Genomic DNA, 18,806 nt, shown 5'->3' with positions numbered 1-18,806 from the left:
CCAACCGGCGTGGGGGCCGCCCCAACCGTGCCGGAACTCACCCCAACGAGGCCCGAAGTCACCCCAACCGGGTTGGAAGGCACCCCAGCCGGGTCCGAAGCCGCCACCGAGCTCACCGGTGCCGGGTCCGAATCCGCCCCAGCCGGGCTGCCAACCGAACCCGCCCCCGGAGCCGACGAACCCGGCGTCGGCGGCGTTCCACAGTCCGGCGTCGAAGGCGTTGACCAGCCCTGCGCCCAAGCCGCCCACGACGGAGCCGCCGTCGACCAGGGCGGCGTCGGCACCGTACACGGCGGGGGCAACGGCGTCGCCCACGAGTGCGGCGCCGTCGTCGGCAACCGCAGAAACCAAGCTCGGCGCATAGCCGCTGTAGGGCTCATATCCCCCGTAGGCCGGCGCGTACGCGCTCTGGTCGGTCAGGACTTGCTGCAAGCCACCGATCGGGTCGCCGCCGAGGTCCACACCGGGCATCGCGCTGGCCGCGGCCATCGCGAACTGCTGAGGTGTCGCGTTGATGCCCGCCAGGGTCATGGCCTGTTGTGGGCCGTCAAGAAAGGCTTGGGCCGCGTCGGGATTGGTGAACAGCCCCAGGATGTACCGGATCAGCGCGTCCATGTCGATTCCCCTCGATCTCGAAGACTTCGCCGGCCGACCGGCGTTTCGATATACACGCTATGGATTTCCGATCGGCGCGGAATCGGGGCCCGATCCCCCAGCCGAGCGAGCACCCATAGGGATCGAGACGGTCCCCCCATTAGGGGATTAGGGGGATCCGCGGCTCACGGGACGGCCCACGCCCAAGGCGTGTGTTGCGCCGCATTTGTGCACGTCAATGGATTGCATCGGCTGATTCTCGGCCCGCCGACAACGAGGCGTGAATCAGCCGTGGATCCCGAAGCCGTGATGGTCGGCGTCGCCGGGATGCGGGTGGGCGGCGGGGTGGTCCCAGGCGCTCACGTCGTCGGCCGGGAACAGCCCGTGATCGACAGTATTGCCAGGCGTTTCCAGGCCGGTGAGCAGCACCGATGGCTCATGCGGGTCGAGACCGACCGGACGTGGATCGGTGGGGGCCTCGGGCGCTGCGGGCGTCGCGGGTTGGCTGATCACGCCGCCCGCAGGACTTTGCGGCTGGACGACCGCGGCGGGGGCGTGCGGCGTGAACGCATCGAGCGCGGCCGCGGCGGCGCCGCTTGCCCAAACGTTGCCGTGCTCGGCGACCGGCGCTCCCGAAAGGGAACCGGCGGGCTGGGCCATCGACACCGAGTCGGACACCACCGGGATCAGATTGTTGACATCCACACTGGTCACACCGGAAAGATGCGCGTCTGCGATCGCCTGCGCGGGGTTGGCGCTGTAGCGCGCCGCGGCGTCGGGATCGCGCACGAGCGAGATCACGAAGTCGAGCAACGAGTTTGCCATGGCGCACCTCCCTGCCGCGGTGAGTCCTTTTGCCGGGCCTTCCGGCCGGATACCAAGAGCGTATCGGCTGCGCCCCATGCGGTGATCGGTGCGAAACCCGCCTCCCGTAGGGCAGTATTAGGGGGTGCGTCGTTAGGGGAAATGCGGGATTGGATGGAAGGGGGCCGGCGCGATGAGCGATTCCCCCGTGGACGTCCCGCCGGAGGTGCGCGACGCGCTTCGGGTCCTCGCCGATGCCGCGACGACGCCGGTGAAGCTCCTGATCAGCGGCGGAATCGGAGCGGGCAAGAGCACTGCTCTCGCCGCCGTCCGCCAAGAACTGCGGGGCACCGGACTCACCCTGCTGGCGCGCCCACCGCGCGCCGGCGACCCGTCGGACGCGGCGCTGGTTGTCGACGATGCCCACTTGCTGACCGACGCCGAGCGGCAGACCCTCCTGGAGCGGTTGGCCGACGACGTGACGGTTGTGGTGGCCGCCGAGCCGTGGGACCGGCTGCGGGACGTGGCGCTGGCCATCGAACGGGACGGACGACACATATCCCTCGGTCCACTGCCCGTCGCCGAGCACCTGCTGGAGTGCACCGCCGGAATCCCCTTCCTGGTGCGCGCGGTCACCGACGGGGGGCGGGCCCCGGCGCAGGCGGTCACGTATGCGCTGATCGACCGGTTGCGCCGACTCGACGAGCTCACCCTGGACACCCTCCTCGTCACGTCGCTGACCCTCGGCTTCGGGGCTGCGGATGTGGCCGCAGCACTGGGGATTTCGATGACACAGGCAAGCCAACTCGTCGATCGGGCGCGGGCGAGCGGGCTCGTCGAACCCTCGCACGACCCGGGATTCCGGCAGCTGGTTCACGGCGCGGTCGCCCAGCTCGTCGGCAACACCCACCACCGTGAGGTCGAAACCTCGCTCTTGCGTTCGCAATTGGACATGTCGACGGTGTCGGCGGCCCTCGCACTCCAACTCGCCGAACACGGCCTCACCGACGACCGGTTGGCGGCCATGCTCGTTCGGCAGGCCGAAGCCGCGCCGGCGGATCCCGTCGGCGCCGCAAGGCTGTACCGCGCGGCGGCGGCCGCCGGCGCCGACGGCGTCGCGCCGCGAATCGCGGACGCGCTGGCCCGCACCGGAGACTGCGCGTCGGCGGCGGCGCTGACCGACGGCCTGCTCGCCTCGCCGGATCCCGCCGAACGCGCGGCGGCGGTGCGCATCGCCGCCAGCATCGCCGTCGATGACGGCAAGGCGAGCCAGGCGGCCGAACTGTTCGCCTGGCTTGGCCCGCAGTCCGATGCCGTCGTCGGCGGCGCCGCGGCGCTCGTGCACATCGCGACGGGTGATCTCGCCGCGGCGCGCGCCGCCCTGCGCCCCAACGACACCGGCCCGCCGACGATGGCCGCACGCTGCGCGCGCGGTCTCGCCGAAGGGTTGCTGGCGACCGTGGATCGCCCGTATCCGGTGGCGATCGCGCAGCTCGGCCAGGCCTTTCCCGCCGGACAACCACCGACCGAGGTGATGCCCGAGAGCCCCGCCGCGCTCGTCGCGCTGGCCGCCATCCACGGCGGCGATCCGGTCCGCGCCCGCAGCGTCATCGCCCGCGCCGAGGGCGACGCGCTGTTCGGGCATCGGCACGCGTTGCTGTCGGGCTGGCTCAAGATGCAGGACGGGCAGCTGCCGGCGGCGGGCGGGGACGCGGCCGGGCTGCACCGGCGCGACGCATTGTGGGCGGCGGCATTGCAGACCGCGATCGCGCGGCGCAGCGGCGACGCGGGTGCGCTGCAAAAACATTGGTATGAGGCCACGGAGGTGCTCGCGGAGTACTCGGTCGACCTGTTCGCGCTGCTGCCGCTGGGGGAATTGTGGGTGGCAGCAGCCCGGATGCGACAGGTCGAACGGCTGCGTCATCCCCTGGATCAGGCGTTCGGGCTGCTGGACTCCCTGGGCAACCCGACGTTGTGGTCCGCGCCCCTGCATTGGGCCGGTGTGCACGCGGGAATCCTCGCCAACTCACCGGAGCTGGTCGCGCCGCACGGGCAGGCCCTCGGCGCCGCCGCCGGCGAGAGCACCATGGCGCGCGCGCTGTCCACGGCCGGCCGCACCTGGCTGCGGGTGCTCGCCGATCAGGTCGACGTCGACGAGGTCACCGCCGCGGCTCGGGCGTTGTCGAGCGTCGGGCTGACCTCCGACGCCACCCGGCTCGCCGGTCAGGCCGCCCTGCAGGCACCCGACGGGCGGGTGTCCGGGGCCATGCTGCAACTGGCCCGAGACCTCAAGGTGGGCAGCGGGATCGGGGAGGCTCCCGTCGTCGCGGAACCGGAGGACGCTGGCCGTTCGGCGGCACACCACCCGCCGTCGGGCTCGGCCCTGTCTCAGCGCGAACGCGAAGTCGCCGAACTTCTCCTGTTGGGCATGCCGTATCGCGACATCGGCGGCCGACTGTTCATCTCGGCAAAGACGGTCGAGCATCACGTGGCGCGGATCCGGCGTCGCCTCGGCGCCGACTCGCGCTCGGAGATGCTGTCCATGCTGCGAACGATGCTGGCCCCCGAGGGCTGAACCGCAGGCCACAGGCGCCGCGAAGCGCTGACTTAGGGCAGCCTATCTCGCATCGAAAGCCACCCAGATGTCACTATGGGCAAGCCTCAGTAGGCAAACAAACTAGGAATTGGGGAGACCTTCTGTGACCACGCAAACGCTCATCAGACTGATCATCGGACTGGGCATGACCGTGGTGGTGGGCGCTTTCGCCGCGCGACGGGTGCTGTGGCTGAACAAGCTGATCATGTCCGGGCAGCCGGCCAGCGGGCGCGCCGACCATGTCGGCGACCGCATCTGGACGGAACTCTCCGAGGTGTTCGGCCAGCGCAAGCTGCTGAAGTGGTCGCTGCCGGGTCTGGCGCACTTCTTCACGATGTGGGGATTCTTCATCCTGCTGACGGTCTACATCGAGGCCTACGGCGTGCTGTTCCAGCCGAACTTCCACATTCCGATCATCGGCCGCTGGGACGCACTCGGCGCCCTGCAGGACTTCTTCGCGCTGGCCGTGCTGACCGGCATCGTCACCTTCGCGATCATCCGGCTGCGCACCGAGCCGAAGGAATACGGCCGCCAGTCCCGCTTCTACGGCTCGCACACCGGCGGCGCGTGGCTGATCCTGTTCATGATCTTCAACGTCATCTGGACGTACGCCATCTTCCGCGGGGCGTCGGTGAACGCCCTCGGCGACGAATTCCCGTACGGCCGCGGCGCTTTCTTCAGCCACTTGATGGGCTCGCTGCTGCAGCCGCTGGGTCACAACACCAACGAGATCGTCGAGACCGTCGCCCTGATGCTGCACATCGGCGTCATGCTGGCCTTCCTGCTGATCGTGTTGCACTCCAAGCACTTACACATCTTCCTGGCGCCCATCAACGTCATCTTCAAGCGCCTGCCCGACGGGCTCGGCCCGCTGCTGCCGATCGAGTCCGACGGCAAGCCGATCGACTTCGAAAACCCGCCCGACGACGCCCAATTCGGCCGCGGCAAGATCGAAGACTTCACCTGGAAGGGCATGCTCGACTTCGCCACCTGCACCGAGTGTGGGCGCTGCCAGTCGCAGTGCCCGGCCTGGAACACCGCAAAGCCGCTGTCGCCCAAGCTCGTCATCATGGACCTGCGCGACCACTGGATGGCCAAGGCGCCATACATCCTGGGCGACAAGGAGACTCCGCTCGAGAACACCCCGGAAGGCGGGGTCGCCGAGAACCTGAGCGGCGAGAAGCACGCCGAGGAACACCACGTCCCCGAGTCGGGCTTCGGCCGCGTGATGGGCTCCGGCCCGGAACAGGCGACGCGCCCGCTGGTCGGCACCGCCGAGCAGGGCGGCGTCATCGACCCCGACGTGCTGTGGTCCTGCGTGACGTGCGGCGCCTGCGTCGAGCAGTGCCCGGTGGACATCGAGCACGTCGACCACATCGTCGACATGCGCCGCTACCAGGTGATGATGGAGTCGGAGTTCCCCTCCGAGCTGTCGGTGCTGTTCAAAAACCTTGAGACCAAAGCCAATCCGTGGGGCCAGAACGCCTCGGACCGGACCAACTGGATCGACGAGGTCGACTTCGACGTCCCGGTCTACGGCGAGGACGTCGACAGCTTCGACGGCTACGAGTACCTGTTCTGGGTGGGCTGCGCCGGCGCCTACGACGACAAGGCGAAGAAGACCACCAAGGCCGTCGCCGAGCTGCTGGCCGTCGCCGGCGTCAAGTACCTGGTGCTGGGGACGGGCGAAACCTGCAACGGCGACTCCGCCCGCCGCTCCGGCAACGAGTTCCTATTCCAGCAGCTGGCCGCCCAGGCAGTCGAGACCCTGGACGGGCTGTTCGAGGGCGTGGAGACCGTCGACCGCAAGATCGTCGTGACGTGCCCGCACTGCTTCAACACCCTGGGCAAGGAGTACCGGCAGCTGGGCTCCAACTACACCGTGTTGCACCATACCCAGCTGCTCAACCGGCTGATCCGCGACAAGAAGCTGGTGCCCGTTACCTCTGTCTCCCAGGAGATCACCTACCACGACCCCTGCTACCTGGGCCGGCACAACAAGGTGTACGAGGCGCCGCGCGAGCTGATCGGCGCCGCCGGGGCCACCCTTACCGAAATGCCGCGCCACGCCGAGCGCAGCTTCTGCTGCGGCGCGGGCGGTGCGCGCATGTGGATGGAAGAACACATCGGCAAGCGGATCAACCACGAACGCGTCGACGAGGCCCTGGCGACAGGCGCCGCCACCATCGCCACCGGTTGCCCGTTCTGCCGGGTGATGGTCACCGACGGCGTCAACGACCGGCAGGAAGAAGCCGGCCGCAGCGGCGTCGAGGTGCTCGACGTCGCCCAGGTGCTGCTCGGGTCGATCGAGTACGACAAGGCCACGCTGCCCGAAAAGGGCACGGCCGCCAAGGAGGCCGAGAAGCGGGCCGCCGCGGCGCCCAAGGCGTCCGCCCCGGCCGCGCCCGCCAAGGCCGAGGAGCCCGCGCCCGCCAAGGCCGCCGAGCCGGAGCCCGCCAAGGCCGCGACCCCGGCTCCCGCCGCGCCCGCCAAGGGGTTGGGCATCGCCGGCGGCGCCAAGCGGCCAGGCGCCAAGAAAGCCGCGCCCGCGGCGAAAGCAACCGAGGCGCCCGCCGAGGAGGCGGCCGCTCCGGCGGCGCCCGCCGCGCCCGCCGCGCCCGCGAAGGGGCTTGGCCTGGCCGCCGGCGCCAAGCGACCCGGCGCCAAAAAGGCCGCTCCGGCAGCGCCCGCCAAGGCGGCAGCGCCGGCGGCCGAGGCGCCCGCCGCACCGGCCGCCGAAACCGAGGCGCCCGCGGCGCCCGCCGCACCGGTGAAGGGGCTCGGCATCGCTGCCGGTGCAAAGCGACCCGGGGCCAAGAAGGCCGCGCCCGCCGCCACGGCCGCCGAAGCCCCGGCCGAGCAACCGGAGGCCAAGGCCGAGCCGGAGCAACAGCCGGAGCCCTCGGCGCAGCCCGACGGCGACGCGGCACCGCCGGCGGCACCCGTAAAGGGCCTGGGTATCGCGCGCGGCGCCCGCCCACCCGGGAAGCGCTGACCGCTCGGATCTCGCGACCGACTGCAGAGACGGTCGGTGTTCCGTCAGTGTCCGGTATTTACTTGTGCCGTTAGGGGATCAGACCGATCAACGTTCGTTAGGAGACCTGGCAGAGCGCTTTTGTACCCGGTGAATAACCGTGGTCGGCTTATGACGGCATTCGAACGCCCTGCCTCCGTGGCGGCGCCGACCTTTCCTTAATGGGCGCACGGTGCGCAACTCAGGTCTCCAGCGCTGCCGTTAAAAGTTCGCCGACCAGACCAATGTCATCGGCAGTCGTTGACCGTCCTTCCGGTATCGATCTGATACGGCCCAACGACCGCGTGGCGTTCGCGACAAACCACAACCTGACATGCATAAGCGAGTCAGCTCGGAGCTGTGAATCTGCGCTCGAAAGCTGTTGCCGCGCCGTCGTGCCCGTCGTTCGATCGAGGGTCAGCCGCACCACGTCCAACAAATCGCTAGCCTCCTTTACAGCACCTCGGTCCATGACGGACTGCAGCTTCATCGCTATAAGCGGACCTGGTTGGGCAACCTGCACGGTGACCGGGGGTAGGCCGTGTATTTGAAGCGCCATCGGGGATGCTGTGGACGCAGCCCAGTTGTGAGCGAGTACGTGCAAGCGGGCCGTTGGGTCGTCGGGAAGCCGGTCGAGCGCCCCGTCCGTGACGTCAAAGATGTCGATCTGGACGCGCCCAGCCGGCGTTTCGACAACCGCTCCAGTTGGACCACTTGGCTCCGCACCAGCGCCCAACAGCAGTTCGAGCTGCGACGATTCATCGTTACGCCTGCGGTCGACGGTATCCACGTCACTCGTGGATCGATATGGGTTGCCGAGCCGACAGATAACGGCGAGTCCTCCGATGAGAACGATCGGCCGCGACGAGTGGGCGGCCACTACAGGGATCGCATGTACGAGTCGTTCCATCGCACTACCGACAAGTTCGACTGTCGGCGCGGACGCCGGACTACCAGACACGGGCCCACGGTTCCGGCGGGTTCCACTCCTCGAGGATTTCTTGGCCACGGGCTGGGTCCTGGGCCAAGTCCAACGCCACGAACAGCGGCCGTGCAAGCGGCCATGGATTGTTAGGGATGGTGGCGTCGCGAACGCGCTCGAGGCAAGCTGCGGCGACGGGCGCTACTCGCAATGTCGCTGCGCGAGCGCTCGGATCGGCGGCTGTCCCTAGAACCTGCGTTGCACGGCGGAGCGTCGGCATGTCCGGAACGTAGAAGTCCGGGGGATGGTCCTTGCGTGCCCCGATCGGCGCACCATAAATTGCGGCCGCTGTCGTATCAGTCAAGGCCCAACCCGCGGCGGCACCGTCCTGTCTTACACGCAGCGCCTCGAGTAGGGGCCGGTCCCCCATCGAAGGCAACGAACTTGCATCAACGGATGTCGCTCGCCAGGCTGACGCAACACTCCAGAACAGGTCCGGGATCACAGGACGATGAGCCGCGTCGGTGAGATTTGCGGCGCGCAGGCGAGCGAGTACCTCGGAAACCGTGCTTGGCGCCCTGCCGATTCGAGATGCGAGTGATCGCACGCCGACGGAGTCATTGGGATTTAGCAGGAGTTCGACGGAGACTTCTAGCCCCGCTCGGCCGCCGAAGGGATCCGTAGACCCGTCACGCCCACCCAGTGGCTGAATATCTGCGTGGACGTAGACCCCGGGTGCTGCGATGTGCAGGTGGCCCCGCAGGTCCAGCCATCCCCAGTCAGCCTTCTGCAAGATTGCCCGTGCGGCTTCGGTCACCCGATCGGCGATCAGAACTCCCACCACAGGCTCGCCTTCGAGGGTTTCAAGGCGACGCAGATCGTGCGCATACCGCTCAAGTTGGCGCGGCAGCCCATCCGGCGAAGCGAGCGTCCGATACTTGGCTTCGATCAAAAACTTCCGGCCGTCGGGTGTTTTCACCTCGACGTCGGCATGACGATCGGGCGTCCCCGCGAGCCGTGCGTCGAGACCCACCGTTTGCAGCGCGTTGACCAACGCGAGCTCGGCCTCGGCCCCTGACATCCCAAATATTCTGCTTGCTGTTCGGTGTTCGGTCAATACCGAACACCGAACAGCAAGGTCATCACGGTCTTTTGTCGTCCAGCCGACCTGGGTCATCTGAGATCGCCTCGACAAAATCCATGTCGTCGCTGAGCCGGTCGGCTTCGGCCAGCGCTGTTGCCTCGCGGCGCGCCTCTGCCGCAAAGCCGGCCGAGTGGACGTCGGGCACCCACATCTGGACTGGGCGGTATCCGCGTTCACGCATGCGCCGGCCATATTCGCCGGCTCGTCGCGTCGATTCTTTGCCCATAGGAGCAATGATGCATTGGTTGCAGTTGGGTGCCCAACAGCAAATTTCGTTGGACAACGATGGCACCATAGGTACGTGAGTACTCACCAGCTGCCCGCGCACGTCACCGGCCATCATCGGCAGCGGTCCTTCGCGCAGTCGTCCAAACTGCAGGACGTCCTGTACGAGATCCGCGGCCCGGTGCATCAGCACGCCGCGCGGCTGGAGGCCGAGGGACACCGCATCCTCAAGCTCAACATCGGCAACCCGGCGCCGTTCGGCTTCGAGGCGCCCGACGTGATCATGCGCGACATGATCCAGGCCCTGCCCTACGCGCAGGGCTACTCGGACTCGCAGGGCATCCTGCCCGCCCGGCGCGCGGTGGTCACCCGCTACGAGCTGGTCGAGGGCTTTCCCCGGTTCGACGTCGACGACGTCTACCTGGGCAATGGGTGCTCCGAGCTCATCACGATGACGCTGCAGGCCCTGCTCGACAACGGCGATCAGGTGTTGATCCCGGCGCCGGACTACCCGCTGTGGACCGCGTCGACCTCGCTGGCCGGCGGCACGCCCGTGCACTACCTGTGTGACGAGACCCAGGGCTGGCAGCCGGACATCGCCGACCTGGAATCCAAGATCACCGAGCGCACCAAGGCGCTGGTCGTGATCAACCCGAACAACCCCACCGGCGCCGTCTACAGCCGCGAGATCCTCACCCAGATGGTCGACCTGGCGCGCAAGCATCAGCTGCTGCTGCTGGCCGACGAGATCTACGACAAGATCCTGTACGACGACGCCAAGCACATCAACGTCGCGTCGCTGGCGCCCGACATGCTGTGCCTGACCTTCAACGGCCTGTCGAAGGCCTACCGGGTCGCCGGCTACCGGGCCGGCTGGCTGGCGATCACCGGGCCCAAGGAGCACGCCAGCAGCTTCATCGAGGGGATCAGCCTGCTGGCCAACATGCGGCTGTGCCCCAACGTCCCGGCGCAGCACGCGATTCAGGTCGCCCTCGGCGGCCACCAGAGCATCGAGGACCTGGTGCTTCCCGGGGGTCGGCTCCTCGAGCAGCGCGACGTCGCCTGGACCAAGCTCAACGAGATTCCCGGGGTGTCCTGCGTCAAACCCGAGGGCGCCCTGTACGCGTTTCCCCGGCTGGATCCCGAGGTCTACGACATCGAGGACGACGAGCAGCTCGTCCTCGAGCTGCTGTTGTCCGAGAAGATCCTGGTCACCCAGGGCACCGGATTCAACTGGCCGGCACCGGATCACCTGCGCATCGTGACGCTGCCGTGGTCGCGCGATCTCGCCGCCGCGATCGAGCGGCTGGGCAACTTCCTGGCCGGCTACCGGCAGTAACCGGCGCCGCGAAAAAACTCGGCGAAACTCCAGCGCCGCCGCCCCACGAGCGCGACGATGAGTTCATATCGATTAGTCGGTTATGACCGACTATCCCGGGTCGACATGACGCAGTGGTCATGACGAATTGGGAGGTGTCAGATGTCGTTTGTGATCGCGGCGCCGGAGGCGCTGACAGCGGCAGCATCGGATTTGGCCAATATCGAATCGGCGCTGGCCGCGGCCCATGCGGCCGCGCGGGCTCAGACCACGGCGGTGCTGGCGGCGGGCACCGATGAGGTGTCGACGGCCATCGCGGCGCTGTTTTCCGGGCACGCCCAGGGGTATCAGGCGCTCAGCGTGCAGGCGGCGGCATTCCAGGACGAGTTCGTCCGGACCTTGGCGGCGGGCGCCGGCTCCTATGCGAGCGCCGAGGCCGCCGCCGCCACTCCCCTGCAGGAACTGCTGAACCTGATCAATACCCCCTTCCTGACGCTGGCCGGGCGCCCACTGATCGGCAACGGCGCCAGCGGGGCCCCGGGGAGCGGGGCAAACGGCGGCGCCGGCGGCATCTTGATCGGCAGCGGCGGCAATGGCGGGTCTGGCGGGGTCGGCGTGAACGGCGGCGCCGGCGGGGCCGCGGGGTTGTTCGGTATGGGCGGCGCCGGCGGAGCTGGCGGGCCCGGCACCACCACCGGTGGGGCCGGTGGGGCCGGCGGGTTGCTGTTCGGGGCCGGCGGCAGCGGCGGCGCCGGTGGATTCAACGCCGCCGGAACCGGGGGGAACGGCGGGGCCGGCGGGGCCGGCGGACTGTTCAGCGCCGGCGGCACCGGCGGCGCCGGCGGCAGCGGTAACGGCGCCGGGGGTAATGGCGGCGCCGGCGGGGCCGGCGGCACTGCGGGGCTGTTCGGCGTCGGCGGCGCCGGCGGCATCGGCGGGTTCACCGGTAACGCCGTCGCGGGTCCCGGTGGGACCGGAGGCGCCGGCGGGCTGATCGGCACCGGCGGCCCCGGTGGCTTCGGCGGCGCCGGCGGGAGTGCCGGCGCGATCAGCGGGAATGGCGGCACTGGCGGCCAGGGTGGCATCCTCGGCGGCGATGGCGGGGCTGGCGGCACCGGCGGCGGCGGCGGCGCAATCAACGGCAAGGGCGGGGCCGGCGGCGCGGCGGGCATGTTATTCGGCGGTGGCGGCGACGGGGGCGCCGGCGGTGGTGGCGGCTCGATTGCCGGGGATGGCGGAGCCGGCGGCGCGGCGAGCTTATTCGCTGGCGCCGGCGGCGCTGGCGGGGCCGGCGGCACCGCCGGCGCCATTGGCGGGAAGGGCGGCGCCGGCGGCCGGGCCGGAATGCTCTTCGGCACCGGCGGCAGCGGCGGCGGCGGCGGTGCCGCCTCGGGCGCCGCGATAGGCGGGGACGGCGGAGCCGGCGGCAATGCAGGCATGCTCTTCGGCGACGGCGGTTCCGGTGGCGCCGGCGGTATCAGCGCCATCATCGGCGGGAATGGCGGGGCCGGAGGTATGGCCGGGTTAGTCGGCAACGGCGGGCATGGTGGTGACGGCGGGATCAACACCACCAACAACGCGAGCGGCGCGGGCGGCAACGGCGGTCAAGGTGGTAACGCCGTGCTGATCGGCGACGGTGGTAACGGCGGCAACGGCGGGTTCGCCGTGACCCCGGGCAAAGGCGGAAAAGCCGGAGCTGGCGGCATAGGCGGGCTGCTGCTCGGCCTGGACGGGATACCCGGGTTGCCGTAGCAGGCGGAGGCGCTGGCCTGACCGGCACCGGGTCGGCGCCCCTCTACCCTCAACCGGGTGACCCACTCCCACTCGCACAGCCTGTCGTCAGGCGCCTCCGGGCTGGATCCGCTGCCCGCCAAGATCGTCGTCGGGCTGCTGGTCGCCATCGGGGTGGCCGTGATCGCCGGCGCGGCGCTGCTCTGGCCGAGCCGCCAGCACGTCGACATCCCGACACCGTTCCAGAACGCGGCCGGCGGCGCCGTGAGCACGCAGAAGGGCCACGTGCTGTCCAGCGCGCTGGGTGACTGCGGCAGCCCGTCGGCGGGTCAGGTGCTCACCACTACGCCGCAATCGGCGGCCCCCGGCGCCGGGCGATGCGTCCAAACGCTGGTCGCCATCGACTCGGGCCCGAACGCCGGCGCCAAGACGCTGCTGGAGTCCTCCCCCGGCCCCGGCCAGCCCCACTTCGGGGCCGGCGACCGCATCCGGCTCGTCCGGCAGGTCGACGAGCAGGGCACCACCAGCTACGCGTTTTACGACTTCGAGCGCGGCTGGCCGCTGGTCGGCCTCGCGGTCGCGTTCGCGGTGGTGATTGTCGCCGTGGCCCGCTGGCGCGGGCTGCTCGCGCTGGTCGGCATCGGCGTCGCGTTCCTGGTGCTGGTCGTGTTCCTGCTGCCGGCGCTGCGCGACGGCGCCCCTGCCGTCCCCGTCGCGCTGGTGGCGTCCGCAGTGATCCTGTATGCGGTGATCTATCTGGCCCATGGGGTGAGCCTGCGGACCAGCGCCGCCCTGCTGGGTACCCTGTCGGCGTTGCTGCTGGCCGCCGGATTATCTTGGGCGGCAGTTGATTTGGCCCACCTGACCGGCCTGTCGGACGATCAGAACGGGCAGGTCTCGGCGTATCTGGGCAACGTGTCGATCAGCGGGCTGCTGCTCGCCGGATTCATCATCGGGTCGCTGGGTGTGCTCAACGACGTGACCGTGACGCAGGCGTCGACGGTCTTCGAGCTGGCCCACCTCGGCGGCTCCAGGCGGGCCATCTTTGTGGGCGCCATCCGGGTGGGCCGCGATCACATCGCCAGCACGGTCTACACGCTGGTGCTGGCCTACGCCGGTACGTCGCTCCCGTTGCTGCTGCTGTTCAGCGTGTCCAACCGCTCGCTCGGCGACGTGCTGATCAGTGAGAGCGTGGCCATCGAACTTGCCCGCTCCGCGGTCGGTGGCATCGCGCTGGCGCTGTCGGTGCCGTTGACGACGGCGATCGCGGCCGTGCTGGCGAAACCCGAACCGGCCCCGGTCAGCGCCGTTGTTCCAGCAGCCCCAGCAGGTAGTCGCCATAACCGGACTTGACCAGGGTGCGGGCGCGCTCGGCCAGCTCCTCGTCGCTGATCCATCCCCGCAGCCACGCGATTTCCTCGGGGACGCTGACCTTCAGCCCCTGCCGCCGTTCCAGCGTGCGGACGTAGTCGCTGGCGTCCAGCAGCGAGTCGAAGGTGCCGGTGTCCAGCCATGCCGTTCCGCGGGCCATCACCTCGACCGAGAGCCGGCCGCGGTTGAGGTAGATCTGGTTGACCTCGGTGATCTCGTACTCGCCGCGCGCCGATTTCTTCAGGTTCTTGGCGATCTCGATCACGTCGTTGTCGTAGAAGTACAGGCCCGGCACCGCGTACTGGGACTTCGGGGTGGCCGGCTTCTCCTCCAGCGACAGCGCCATGCCGTCGTCGCTGAACTCGACGACACCGTAGGCCGACGGGTTGGCCACCCAGTACGCGAAAATCGCTCCGCCGCTTATGTTTTGGAAGCGGCTAAGGCTGGTGCCTAGTCCGGGGCCGTAGAAGATGTTGTCGCCCAACACCAAAGCGGCCGAGTCGTTGCCGAGGTGGTCGGCGCCGAGCACGAAAGCCTGGGCCAGGCCCTCGGGTTCGTGCTGCTGGACATAGCTGAGGTTGATGCCGAATTGCGAACCGTCACCGAGCAGCCGCTCGAAGCCGGCCGCGTCGTGCGGGGTGGTGATAACCAGGATGTCGCGGATGCCGGCCATCATCAGCGTGGACAGCGGGTAGTACACCATCGGCTTGTCATACACCGGCAACAACTGCTTGCTGATGCCGATCGTGATCGGATGAAGACGGGTGCCCGACCCGCCAGCCAGGATGATGCCGCGCATAACTGCCTCTCTGTTTGGCCCCCCTAATTTACGAAGTCGTCCTCGGTGAGCTCCGTCGCCTCCAGCGCCGCCGCCAAGTCCTCGTGCCGGAACACCGACGTGACATGGTCGCGGACCACCCGGAACGCCGACGCGGCGTTGGTGACCTCCCCGCCGGGGGCGCTGACCTTCTCTTCGACGACGACGATGCCGTCGTGCACGTACATGCGGCCGGGCTCGGCCGTGCCCTCGCGGGAACCGGCCCACCTGCGCAGCGCCGCATGACCCTGTGCGGCCCCGTGGGCGTCGCCGATTTCGATGTCGTCGCTGGACAGGGTCACCAGGGTTTCCAGGTCCGCGGCGTTGAGGGCGTCGTGCCACGCCAGGACGGTGGCGATCTCCGATGTGCTCATGGTCAGCAAGCTACCGTGTCCGCCTGAGTTATAGAGGCGTACGGTCCAGCCAGTTCTGCCACACCGTGTCGTCGCCGAACAGCTCGATACCGGTGTCGGCCAGCGCGACCCGGCGCACGATCGCCAACAACAGGTCGGTGGCACCGCCGCGCAGCGCCGCGCTGCCCTTGCCGTGTTCGTGCGACCAGGTGATCGCGCCGCCGTCGACACCGATCGTCCATTCGCCGGCCTCGCCCAGCCCGGGGTCGGTGGCGTGCAGATGCAGGGTGCTGCCGGCCTCGAGCGGCAGCTGCGCCCCGTCGCTTCCGGCCTGAATCGCCACGCGCTCAAGCCATTCCGTTATCGCGTCGGCCGCGACGTTGGCGTCGAGGGTGAATTCGGCGCCGGTGGCGAGGGCGGCGTCGGCGCGGTGCACCGCCGTCTCGTGCAGCCGGCGCCGGACCCACCAGTTCGCCGGGCGGGTCCCGAGGAACGTCCACACCGGCGTTTCCACGCCCGCCAGCTCGACGGCGTCAACCAACCGCTGCGCGCCGCCGTGCAGCCAGGAGATCGCGTCGGCCGGATCCGGTGGCGGCTTGCCGCCCTCGACGGCGCGGGGATCCAGGAATTCCTGCAGCCGGTCGCGCACGATTTGCGCCGCCCACCGATCGCCGCGCCCGACATGGCGCAACAGCTGGGTGACGTTCCAGCCCGGGCACGTCGGTACCGGCGTGGACTCGTCGACACCGCGGAAAAGCTCCGCGAAGGCTCGGTTCTCGTTGAGGAACTCAGCGGCGTAGTCCACGCGGTCAGGCTACTCGCCGGCCCCGAGACGGTTGATCCGGTGCGGCACGCGGCCGATGGCGATAACGTCCGTCGTGGCATCGACTGATGGAAGGCGGGGGCATGTCGTTTGTGATCGCGGTACCGGAGGCGCTGGGGGCGGCGGCGTCGGATCTGGCTCGCATCGGTGCGACGGTGAGTACGGCTAACGCGGTCGCGGCGGCCTCGACGACGCGGGTGGTGGCCGCGGGCGCCGACGAGGTGTCGGCGGCGATCGCGTCGCTGTTTTCGGGTCAGGCGCAGGACTTTCACGCGCTGACCACCCGGGCGGCGGCGTTGCACGACCAGTTCGTGCAGGCCCTGGGCGGGGGCGCGGCCTCCTACGCCGGCGCCGAGGCCGCCAACGTCCAGCAGACCCTGACGAACGCCATCAATGCGCCCACCGAGGCGCTGTTCGGGCGCCCGCTCGTCGGCAACGGCGCCAACGGGGCCCCGGGAACCGGGCAGAACGGCGGCGACGCCGGAATCCTGATCGGCAACGGCGGGGCGGGCGGCTCGGGTGGAGCCAGCCACCCCAACGGCGGCAACGGCGGGGCGGCCGGGCTGCTGGGAGCGGCCGGCGCGGGCGGCGCGGGCTGGTCGGGCACCCTCGGCGGAAACGGCGGCAACGGCGGGGCCGGCGCGCTCTTCGGGGCCGGCGGCGCCGGCGGTGCCGGCGGGTTCTCCACCGGTCCCGGTGTCCACGGCGGGAACGGCGGCAACGGCGGGATGGGCGGGATCTTCGGCGCCGGCGGCGCCGGTGGCGCGGGCGGGCTCTCGGCCAGCGGCGCCGGCGGAAACGGCGGCGCCGGCGGGAACGGCGGGGTGTTCAGCCTGGCCAGCAATGGCGGGATCGGCGGGCCGACCCAGCCGACCGGCGGCGCGGGAGGGGCCGGCGGCACGGGCGTAACGAGCGGGGGTAACGGCGGGGCCGGTGGGAACGGTGGCCTGCTCGGTGCCGGCGGGGTCGGCGGGGCCGGCGGGACCGGCCTCGGGGGACACGGTGGTGACGGCGGCGACGGCGGGGCCGGGGTCGTATGGGGGAACGGCGGCGCTGGGGGTGCCGGCGGCACGGGCAGCACAGGCGATGGCGGTTCCGGCGGACACGGCGGAGCCGGCGGCATGTTCGAAGGCTCGGCCGGGGCTGGCGGCGCCGGCGGAAACGGACAAACCAACGGCGGCGCCGGCGGCGACGGCGGCCACACCCGCGGCATCTCCGGAAACGGCGGCGACGGCGGCGCCGGCGGCACGGGCCTCACCGGCAACGGGGGCGCCGGCGGTAATGGCGGCAACTCCGGCCCGGTGCAGGGCACCGCCGGACGCGGCGGGAACGGCGGGGTCGGGGGCGCCGGCGCCGGCGGGGCCGGGGGCAGCGGCGGCAGCGCGGCGGGGATCTCGGGCAGCGGCGGCGCGGGCGGGGCCGGCGGTGCCGGTGCGACCACCGGCGGGAACGGCGGCCACGGCGGCAACGCGGCACTGGTCGGCTACGGGGGTGACGGCGGCCCCGGCGGCCAGGGCGTCACGGGCCGCGGCGGTGACGGCGGTAACGGCGGGGGCGCCGTGCTCGTCGGCAACGGCGGTACCGGCGGCAACGCCGGGATCGGTGTGCCGGAAGGCAACGCCGGCACCGGCGGCGCGGGCGGCGTGTTCGGCTCGGCCGGGAACAACGGCCTGACGTAGATCGCCGCTAGGTCCGCGGCGCCCCGAGCCGGAACACCCGCCATCCCGCCTGCTGCCAGCGGGCGGCGTCGAGGCAGTTGCGGCCGTCGACGACGACGCGGGCCCGCACCCGGTCGGCCAGGTCGTTCGGGTCGAGGTCGACGAACTGCCGCCACTCGGTGAGCACCAACACAGCATCCGCGCGCTCGCAGGCCTCCTCGACCGACACCGCGTAGTTCAGCGTCGGGAAGAGCCGCTGCGCGTTGTCGAGCGCCTTTGGGTCGTACACGTTGACTGCGGCGCCGTTGAGCTGCAGTTGCCCGGCCACGTTGAGCGCGGGCGAGTCGCGGACGTCGTCGGATTCGGGCTTGAACGCCGCACCCAGTACGGCGACGTTGGCGCCCAGCAGGGAGCCGCCGCACGCGGTGGTGGCCAGCTCGACCATCCGGGTGCGCCGGCGCATGTTGATGCTGTCCACCTCGCGCAGGAACGTCAGCGCCTGGTCGGCGCCCAGCTCGCCGGCGCGGGCCATGAACGCGCGGATGTCCTTGGGTAGGCACCCGCCGCCGAAACCCAAACCGGCATTGAGGAATTGGCGCCCGATCCGCGGATCGTAGCCCAGCGCGTCGGCCAGCACGCTGACGTCGGCGCCCGCCGCCTCGCACACCTCGGAAATGGCGTTGATGAACGAAATCTTGGTCGCCAGAAAGGCATTGGCGGAAACCTTGACCAGCTCGGCGGTCTGCAGATCGGTCACCAGGAAGGGCACCCCGGTGTCCAGCAGCGCACCGTACAGCTCGCGGGCCGCCACCTCAGCGCGCGTGGAGCCCTGTTGGATCCCGAGCACGATGCGATCCGGGTGCAGGGTGTCGTGCACCGCGTAGCCCTCGCGCAAAAACTCCGGGTTCCAGGCGATTTCGACGTCGGCCCCGCGCCGCGCCAGCGCGGCCGCGCGTTGGTTGAGCTCGGCCGCCGTGCCCACCGGTACCGTCGACTTGCCGATGAGCACCGACGGCCGCGTCAGCCGGGGCACCAGCGTGTCGATGACCGCGTGGACGTGGGAGAGGTCGGCGCCGTATTCGCCCTTTTTCTGCGGCGTGCCCACCCCCAGGAAATGCACGTCGGCGAACTCGGCCGCCATCTCGTAGTCGGTGGTGAACTGCAGTCGTCCGGCAGCGAGGTTGTCGGTCAACAACTTTCGCAGGCCGGGCTCGTAGAACGGGATGTCGCCGCCGGCCAGCTTGGCCACCTTGCCGGCGTCGATGTCCACGCCGACGACGTCGTGTCCCAGTTCGGCCATCCCCGCTGCGTGCGTGGCACCGAGGTAACCGGTGCCAAAGACGGTGCATCGCATACCACCGTGTGTAGGTGGCCGCGATGAGCTAACTGCATCGCGCCGCTAATCGGGAGGCAAACGGCAGATGACAGGTGGCCGTG

General features: G+C 70.1%; 13 protein-coding genes and 2 pseudogenes. 6 read left to right on the top strand and 9 right to left on the bottom strand.

Going from position 1 to position 18,806, the window contains the following annotated elements; translation table 11 throughout:
• Nucleotides 1–405 precede the first annotated feature (405 nt).
• Nucleotides 406–615: pseudogene (locus AC5Y5E_RS10800) on the bottom strand (IniB N-terminal domain-containing protein); the annotation flags it as partial.
• Nucleotides 616–879: 264 nt separating this feature from the next.
• Complete coding sequence (locus tag AC5Y5E_RS10795; protein ID WP_499902973.1) at nt 880–1,419, bottom strand: Rv0340 family IniB-related protein; 540 nt, start codon at nt 1,417–1,419, stop codon at nt 880–882.
• A gap of 172 nt (nt 1,420–1,591) precedes the next feature.
• Between AC5Y5E_RS10795 and iniR the strand changes: the two genes are divergently transcribed.
• Both iniR and AC5Y5E_RS10785 read left to right on the top strand, forming a co-directional pair.
• Nucleotides 1,592–3,973, top strand: a complete 2,382-nt coding sequence (gene iniR / locus AC5Y5E_RS10790) for an isoniazid response ATPase/transcriptional regulator IniR (protein ID WP_499902972.1) — start codon at nt 1,592–1,594, stop codon at nt 3,971–3,973.
• 124 nt (nt 3,974–4,097) lie between these two features.
• Nucleotides 4,098–6,989 (top strand): heterodisulfide reductase-related iron-sulfur binding cluster, encoded by a 2,892-nt coding sequence (locus AC5Y5E_RS10785; RefSeq protein WP_499902971.1) that lies wholly within the window; start codon nt 4,098–4,100, stop codon nt 6,987–6,989.
• A gap of 220 nt (nt 6,990–7,209) precedes the next feature.
• On the opposite strand, the gene AC5Y5E_RS10780 is transcribed toward AC5Y5E_RS10785, so the two are convergent.
• The 3 genes from AC5Y5E_RS10780 to AC5Y5E_RS10770 all read right to left on the bottom strand — a co-directional run bounded on the left by AC5Y5E_RS10780 (nt 7,210) and on the right by AC5Y5E_RS10770 (nt 9,299).
• On the bottom strand, nt 7,210–7,797 hold the full coding sequence (locus AC5Y5E_RS10780; RefSeq protein WP_499902970.1) for a prevent-host-death protein: 588 nt from the start codon (nt 7,795–7,797) through the stop codon (nt 7,210–7,212).
• A gap of 160 nt (nt 7,798–7,957) precedes the next feature.
• The gene (locus AC5Y5E_RS10775; RefSeq protein WP_499902969.1) at nt 7,958–9,106 is read right to left on the bottom strand and encodes a transcriptional regulator; all 1,149 of its coding nucleotides are present in this window, start codon (nt 9,104–9,106) and stop codon (nt 7,958–7,960) included.
• Complete coding sequence (locus tag AC5Y5E_RS10770) at nt 9,072–9,299, bottom strand: antitoxin MazE-like protein (RefSeq protein ID WP_499902968.1); 228 nt, start codon at nt 9,297–9,299, stop codon at nt 9,072–9,074. The genes AC5Y5E_RS10775 and AC5Y5E_RS10770 overlap by 35 nt, the downstream gene beginning before the upstream one ends.
• 49 nt (nt 9,300–9,348) lie before the next feature.
• On the opposite strand from AC5Y5E_RS10770, the pseudogene AC5Y5E_RS10765 reads away from it, so the two are divergent.
• The 3 genes and pseudogenes from AC5Y5E_RS10765 to AC5Y5E_RS10755 all read left to right on the top strand — a co-directional run bounded on the left by AC5Y5E_RS10765 (nt 9,349) and on the right by AC5Y5E_RS10755 (nt 13,700).
• Nucleotides 9,349–10,637, top strand: a pseudogene (locus tag AC5Y5E_RS10765) (pyridoxal phosphate-dependent aminotransferase).
• A gap of 141 nt (nt 10,638–10,778) precedes the next feature.
• Entirely contained in the window at nt 10,779–12,368 is a 1,590-nt protein-coding gene (locus AC5Y5E_RS10760; protein ID WP_499902967.1) for a PE family protein, read from the top strand.
• A gap of 57 nt (nt 12,369–12,425) precedes the next feature.
• Complete coding sequence (locus tag AC5Y5E_RS10755; protein WP_499902966.1) at nt 12,426–13,700, top strand: YibE/F family protein; 1,275 nt, start codon at nt 12,426–12,428, stop codon at nt 13,698–13,700.
• Here AC5Y5E_RS10755 and rfbA read toward each other — a convergent pair.
• The 3 genes from rfbA to AC5Y5E_RS10740 are packed head-to-tail and all read right to left on the bottom strand — an operon-like array spanning nt 13,648 to nt 15,693.
• Nucleotides 13,648–14,517: a glucose-1-phosphate thymidylyltransferase RfbA gene (gene rfbA / locus AC5Y5E_RS10750; RefSeq protein ID WP_499902965.1), complete on the bottom strand. Its 870-nt coding sequence runs from the start codon at nt 14,515–14,517 to the stop codon at nt 13,648–13,650. The genes AC5Y5E_RS10755 and rfbA overlap by 53 nt on opposite strands.
• A gap of 23 nt (nt 14,518–14,540) precedes the next feature.
• Nucleotides 14,541–14,909, bottom strand: a complete 369-nt coding sequence (locus AC5Y5E_RS10745) for a nuclear transport factor 2 family protein (RefSeq protein ID WP_499902964.1) — start codon at nt 14,907–14,909, stop codon at nt 14,541–14,543.
• A 28-nt stretch (nt 14,910–14,937) separates the two neighbouring features.
• Nucleotides 14,938–15,693, bottom strand: a complete 756-nt coding sequence (locus AC5Y5E_RS10740) for a maleylpyruvate isomerase family mycothiol-dependent enzyme (RefSeq protein WP_499902963.1) — start codon at nt 15,691–15,693, stop codon at nt 14,938–14,940.
• A 101-nt stretch (nt 15,694–15,794) separates the two neighbouring features.
• Here AC5Y5E_RS10740 and AC5Y5E_RS10735 point away from each other — a divergent pair, with 101 nt between their 5' ends.
• Nucleotides 15,795–17,390, top strand: coding sequence for a PE family protein (locus AC5Y5E_RS10735; RefSeq protein ID WP_499902962.1), 1,596 nt, complete (start codon nt 15,795–15,797; stop codon nt 17,388–17,390).
• A gap of 7 nt (nt 17,391–17,397) precedes the next feature.
• Here AC5Y5E_RS10735 and AC5Y5E_RS10730 read toward each other — a convergent pair whose 3' ends face one another.
• Complete coding sequence (locus AC5Y5E_RS10730; RefSeq protein ID WP_499902961.1) at nt 17,398–18,723, bottom strand: UDP-glucose dehydrogenase family protein; 1,326 nt, start codon at nt 18,721–18,723, stop codon at nt 17,398–17,400.
• Between the last annotated feature and the right edge of the window lie 83 nt (nt 18,724–18,806).

Source organism: Mycobacterium sp. NGS54 (assembly GCF_059812465.1).
Note: the sequence above shows the minus strand (reverse complement) of the source record. Positions and strands in the feature narration are given on the sequence as shown.

Coding starts and splice junctions, on each gene's coding strand:
- AC5Y5E_RS10735 (WP_499902962.1), top strand. CDS start 15,795: ATGTCGTTTGTGATCGCGGTACCGGAGGCGCTGGGGGCGGCGGCGTCG.
- AC5Y5E_RS10760 (WP_499902967.1), top strand. CDS start 10,779: ATGTCGTTTGTGATCGCGGCGCCGGAGGCGCTGACAGCGGCAGCATCG.
- iniR (WP_499902972.1), top strand. CDS start 1,592: ATGAGCGATTCCCCCGTGGACGTCCCGCCGGAGGTGCGCGACGCGCTT.
- AC5Y5E_RS10770 (WP_499902968.1), bottom strand. CDS start 9,299: ATGGGCAAAGAATCGACGCGACGAGCCGGCGAATATGGCCGGCGCATG.
- AC5Y5E_RS10730 (WP_499902961.1), bottom strand. CDS start 18,723: ATGCGATGCACCGTCTTTGGCACCGGTTACCTCGGTGCCACGCACGCA.
- AC5Y5E_RS10745 (WP_499902964.1), bottom strand. CDS start 14,909: ATGAGCACATCGGAGATCGCCACCGTCCTGGCGTGGCACGACGCCCTC.
- rfbA (WP_499902965.1), bottom strand. CDS start 14,517: ATGCGCGGCATCATCCTGGCTGGCGGGTCGGGCACCCGTCTTCATCCG.
- AC5Y5E_RS10775 (WP_499902969.1), bottom strand. CDS start 9,106: ATGACCCAGGTCGGCTGGACGACAAAAGACCGTGATGACCTTGCTGTT.
- AC5Y5E_RS10795 (WP_499902973.1), bottom strand. CDS start 1,419: ATGGCAAACTCGTTGCTCGACTTCGTGATCTCGCTCGTGCGCGATCCC.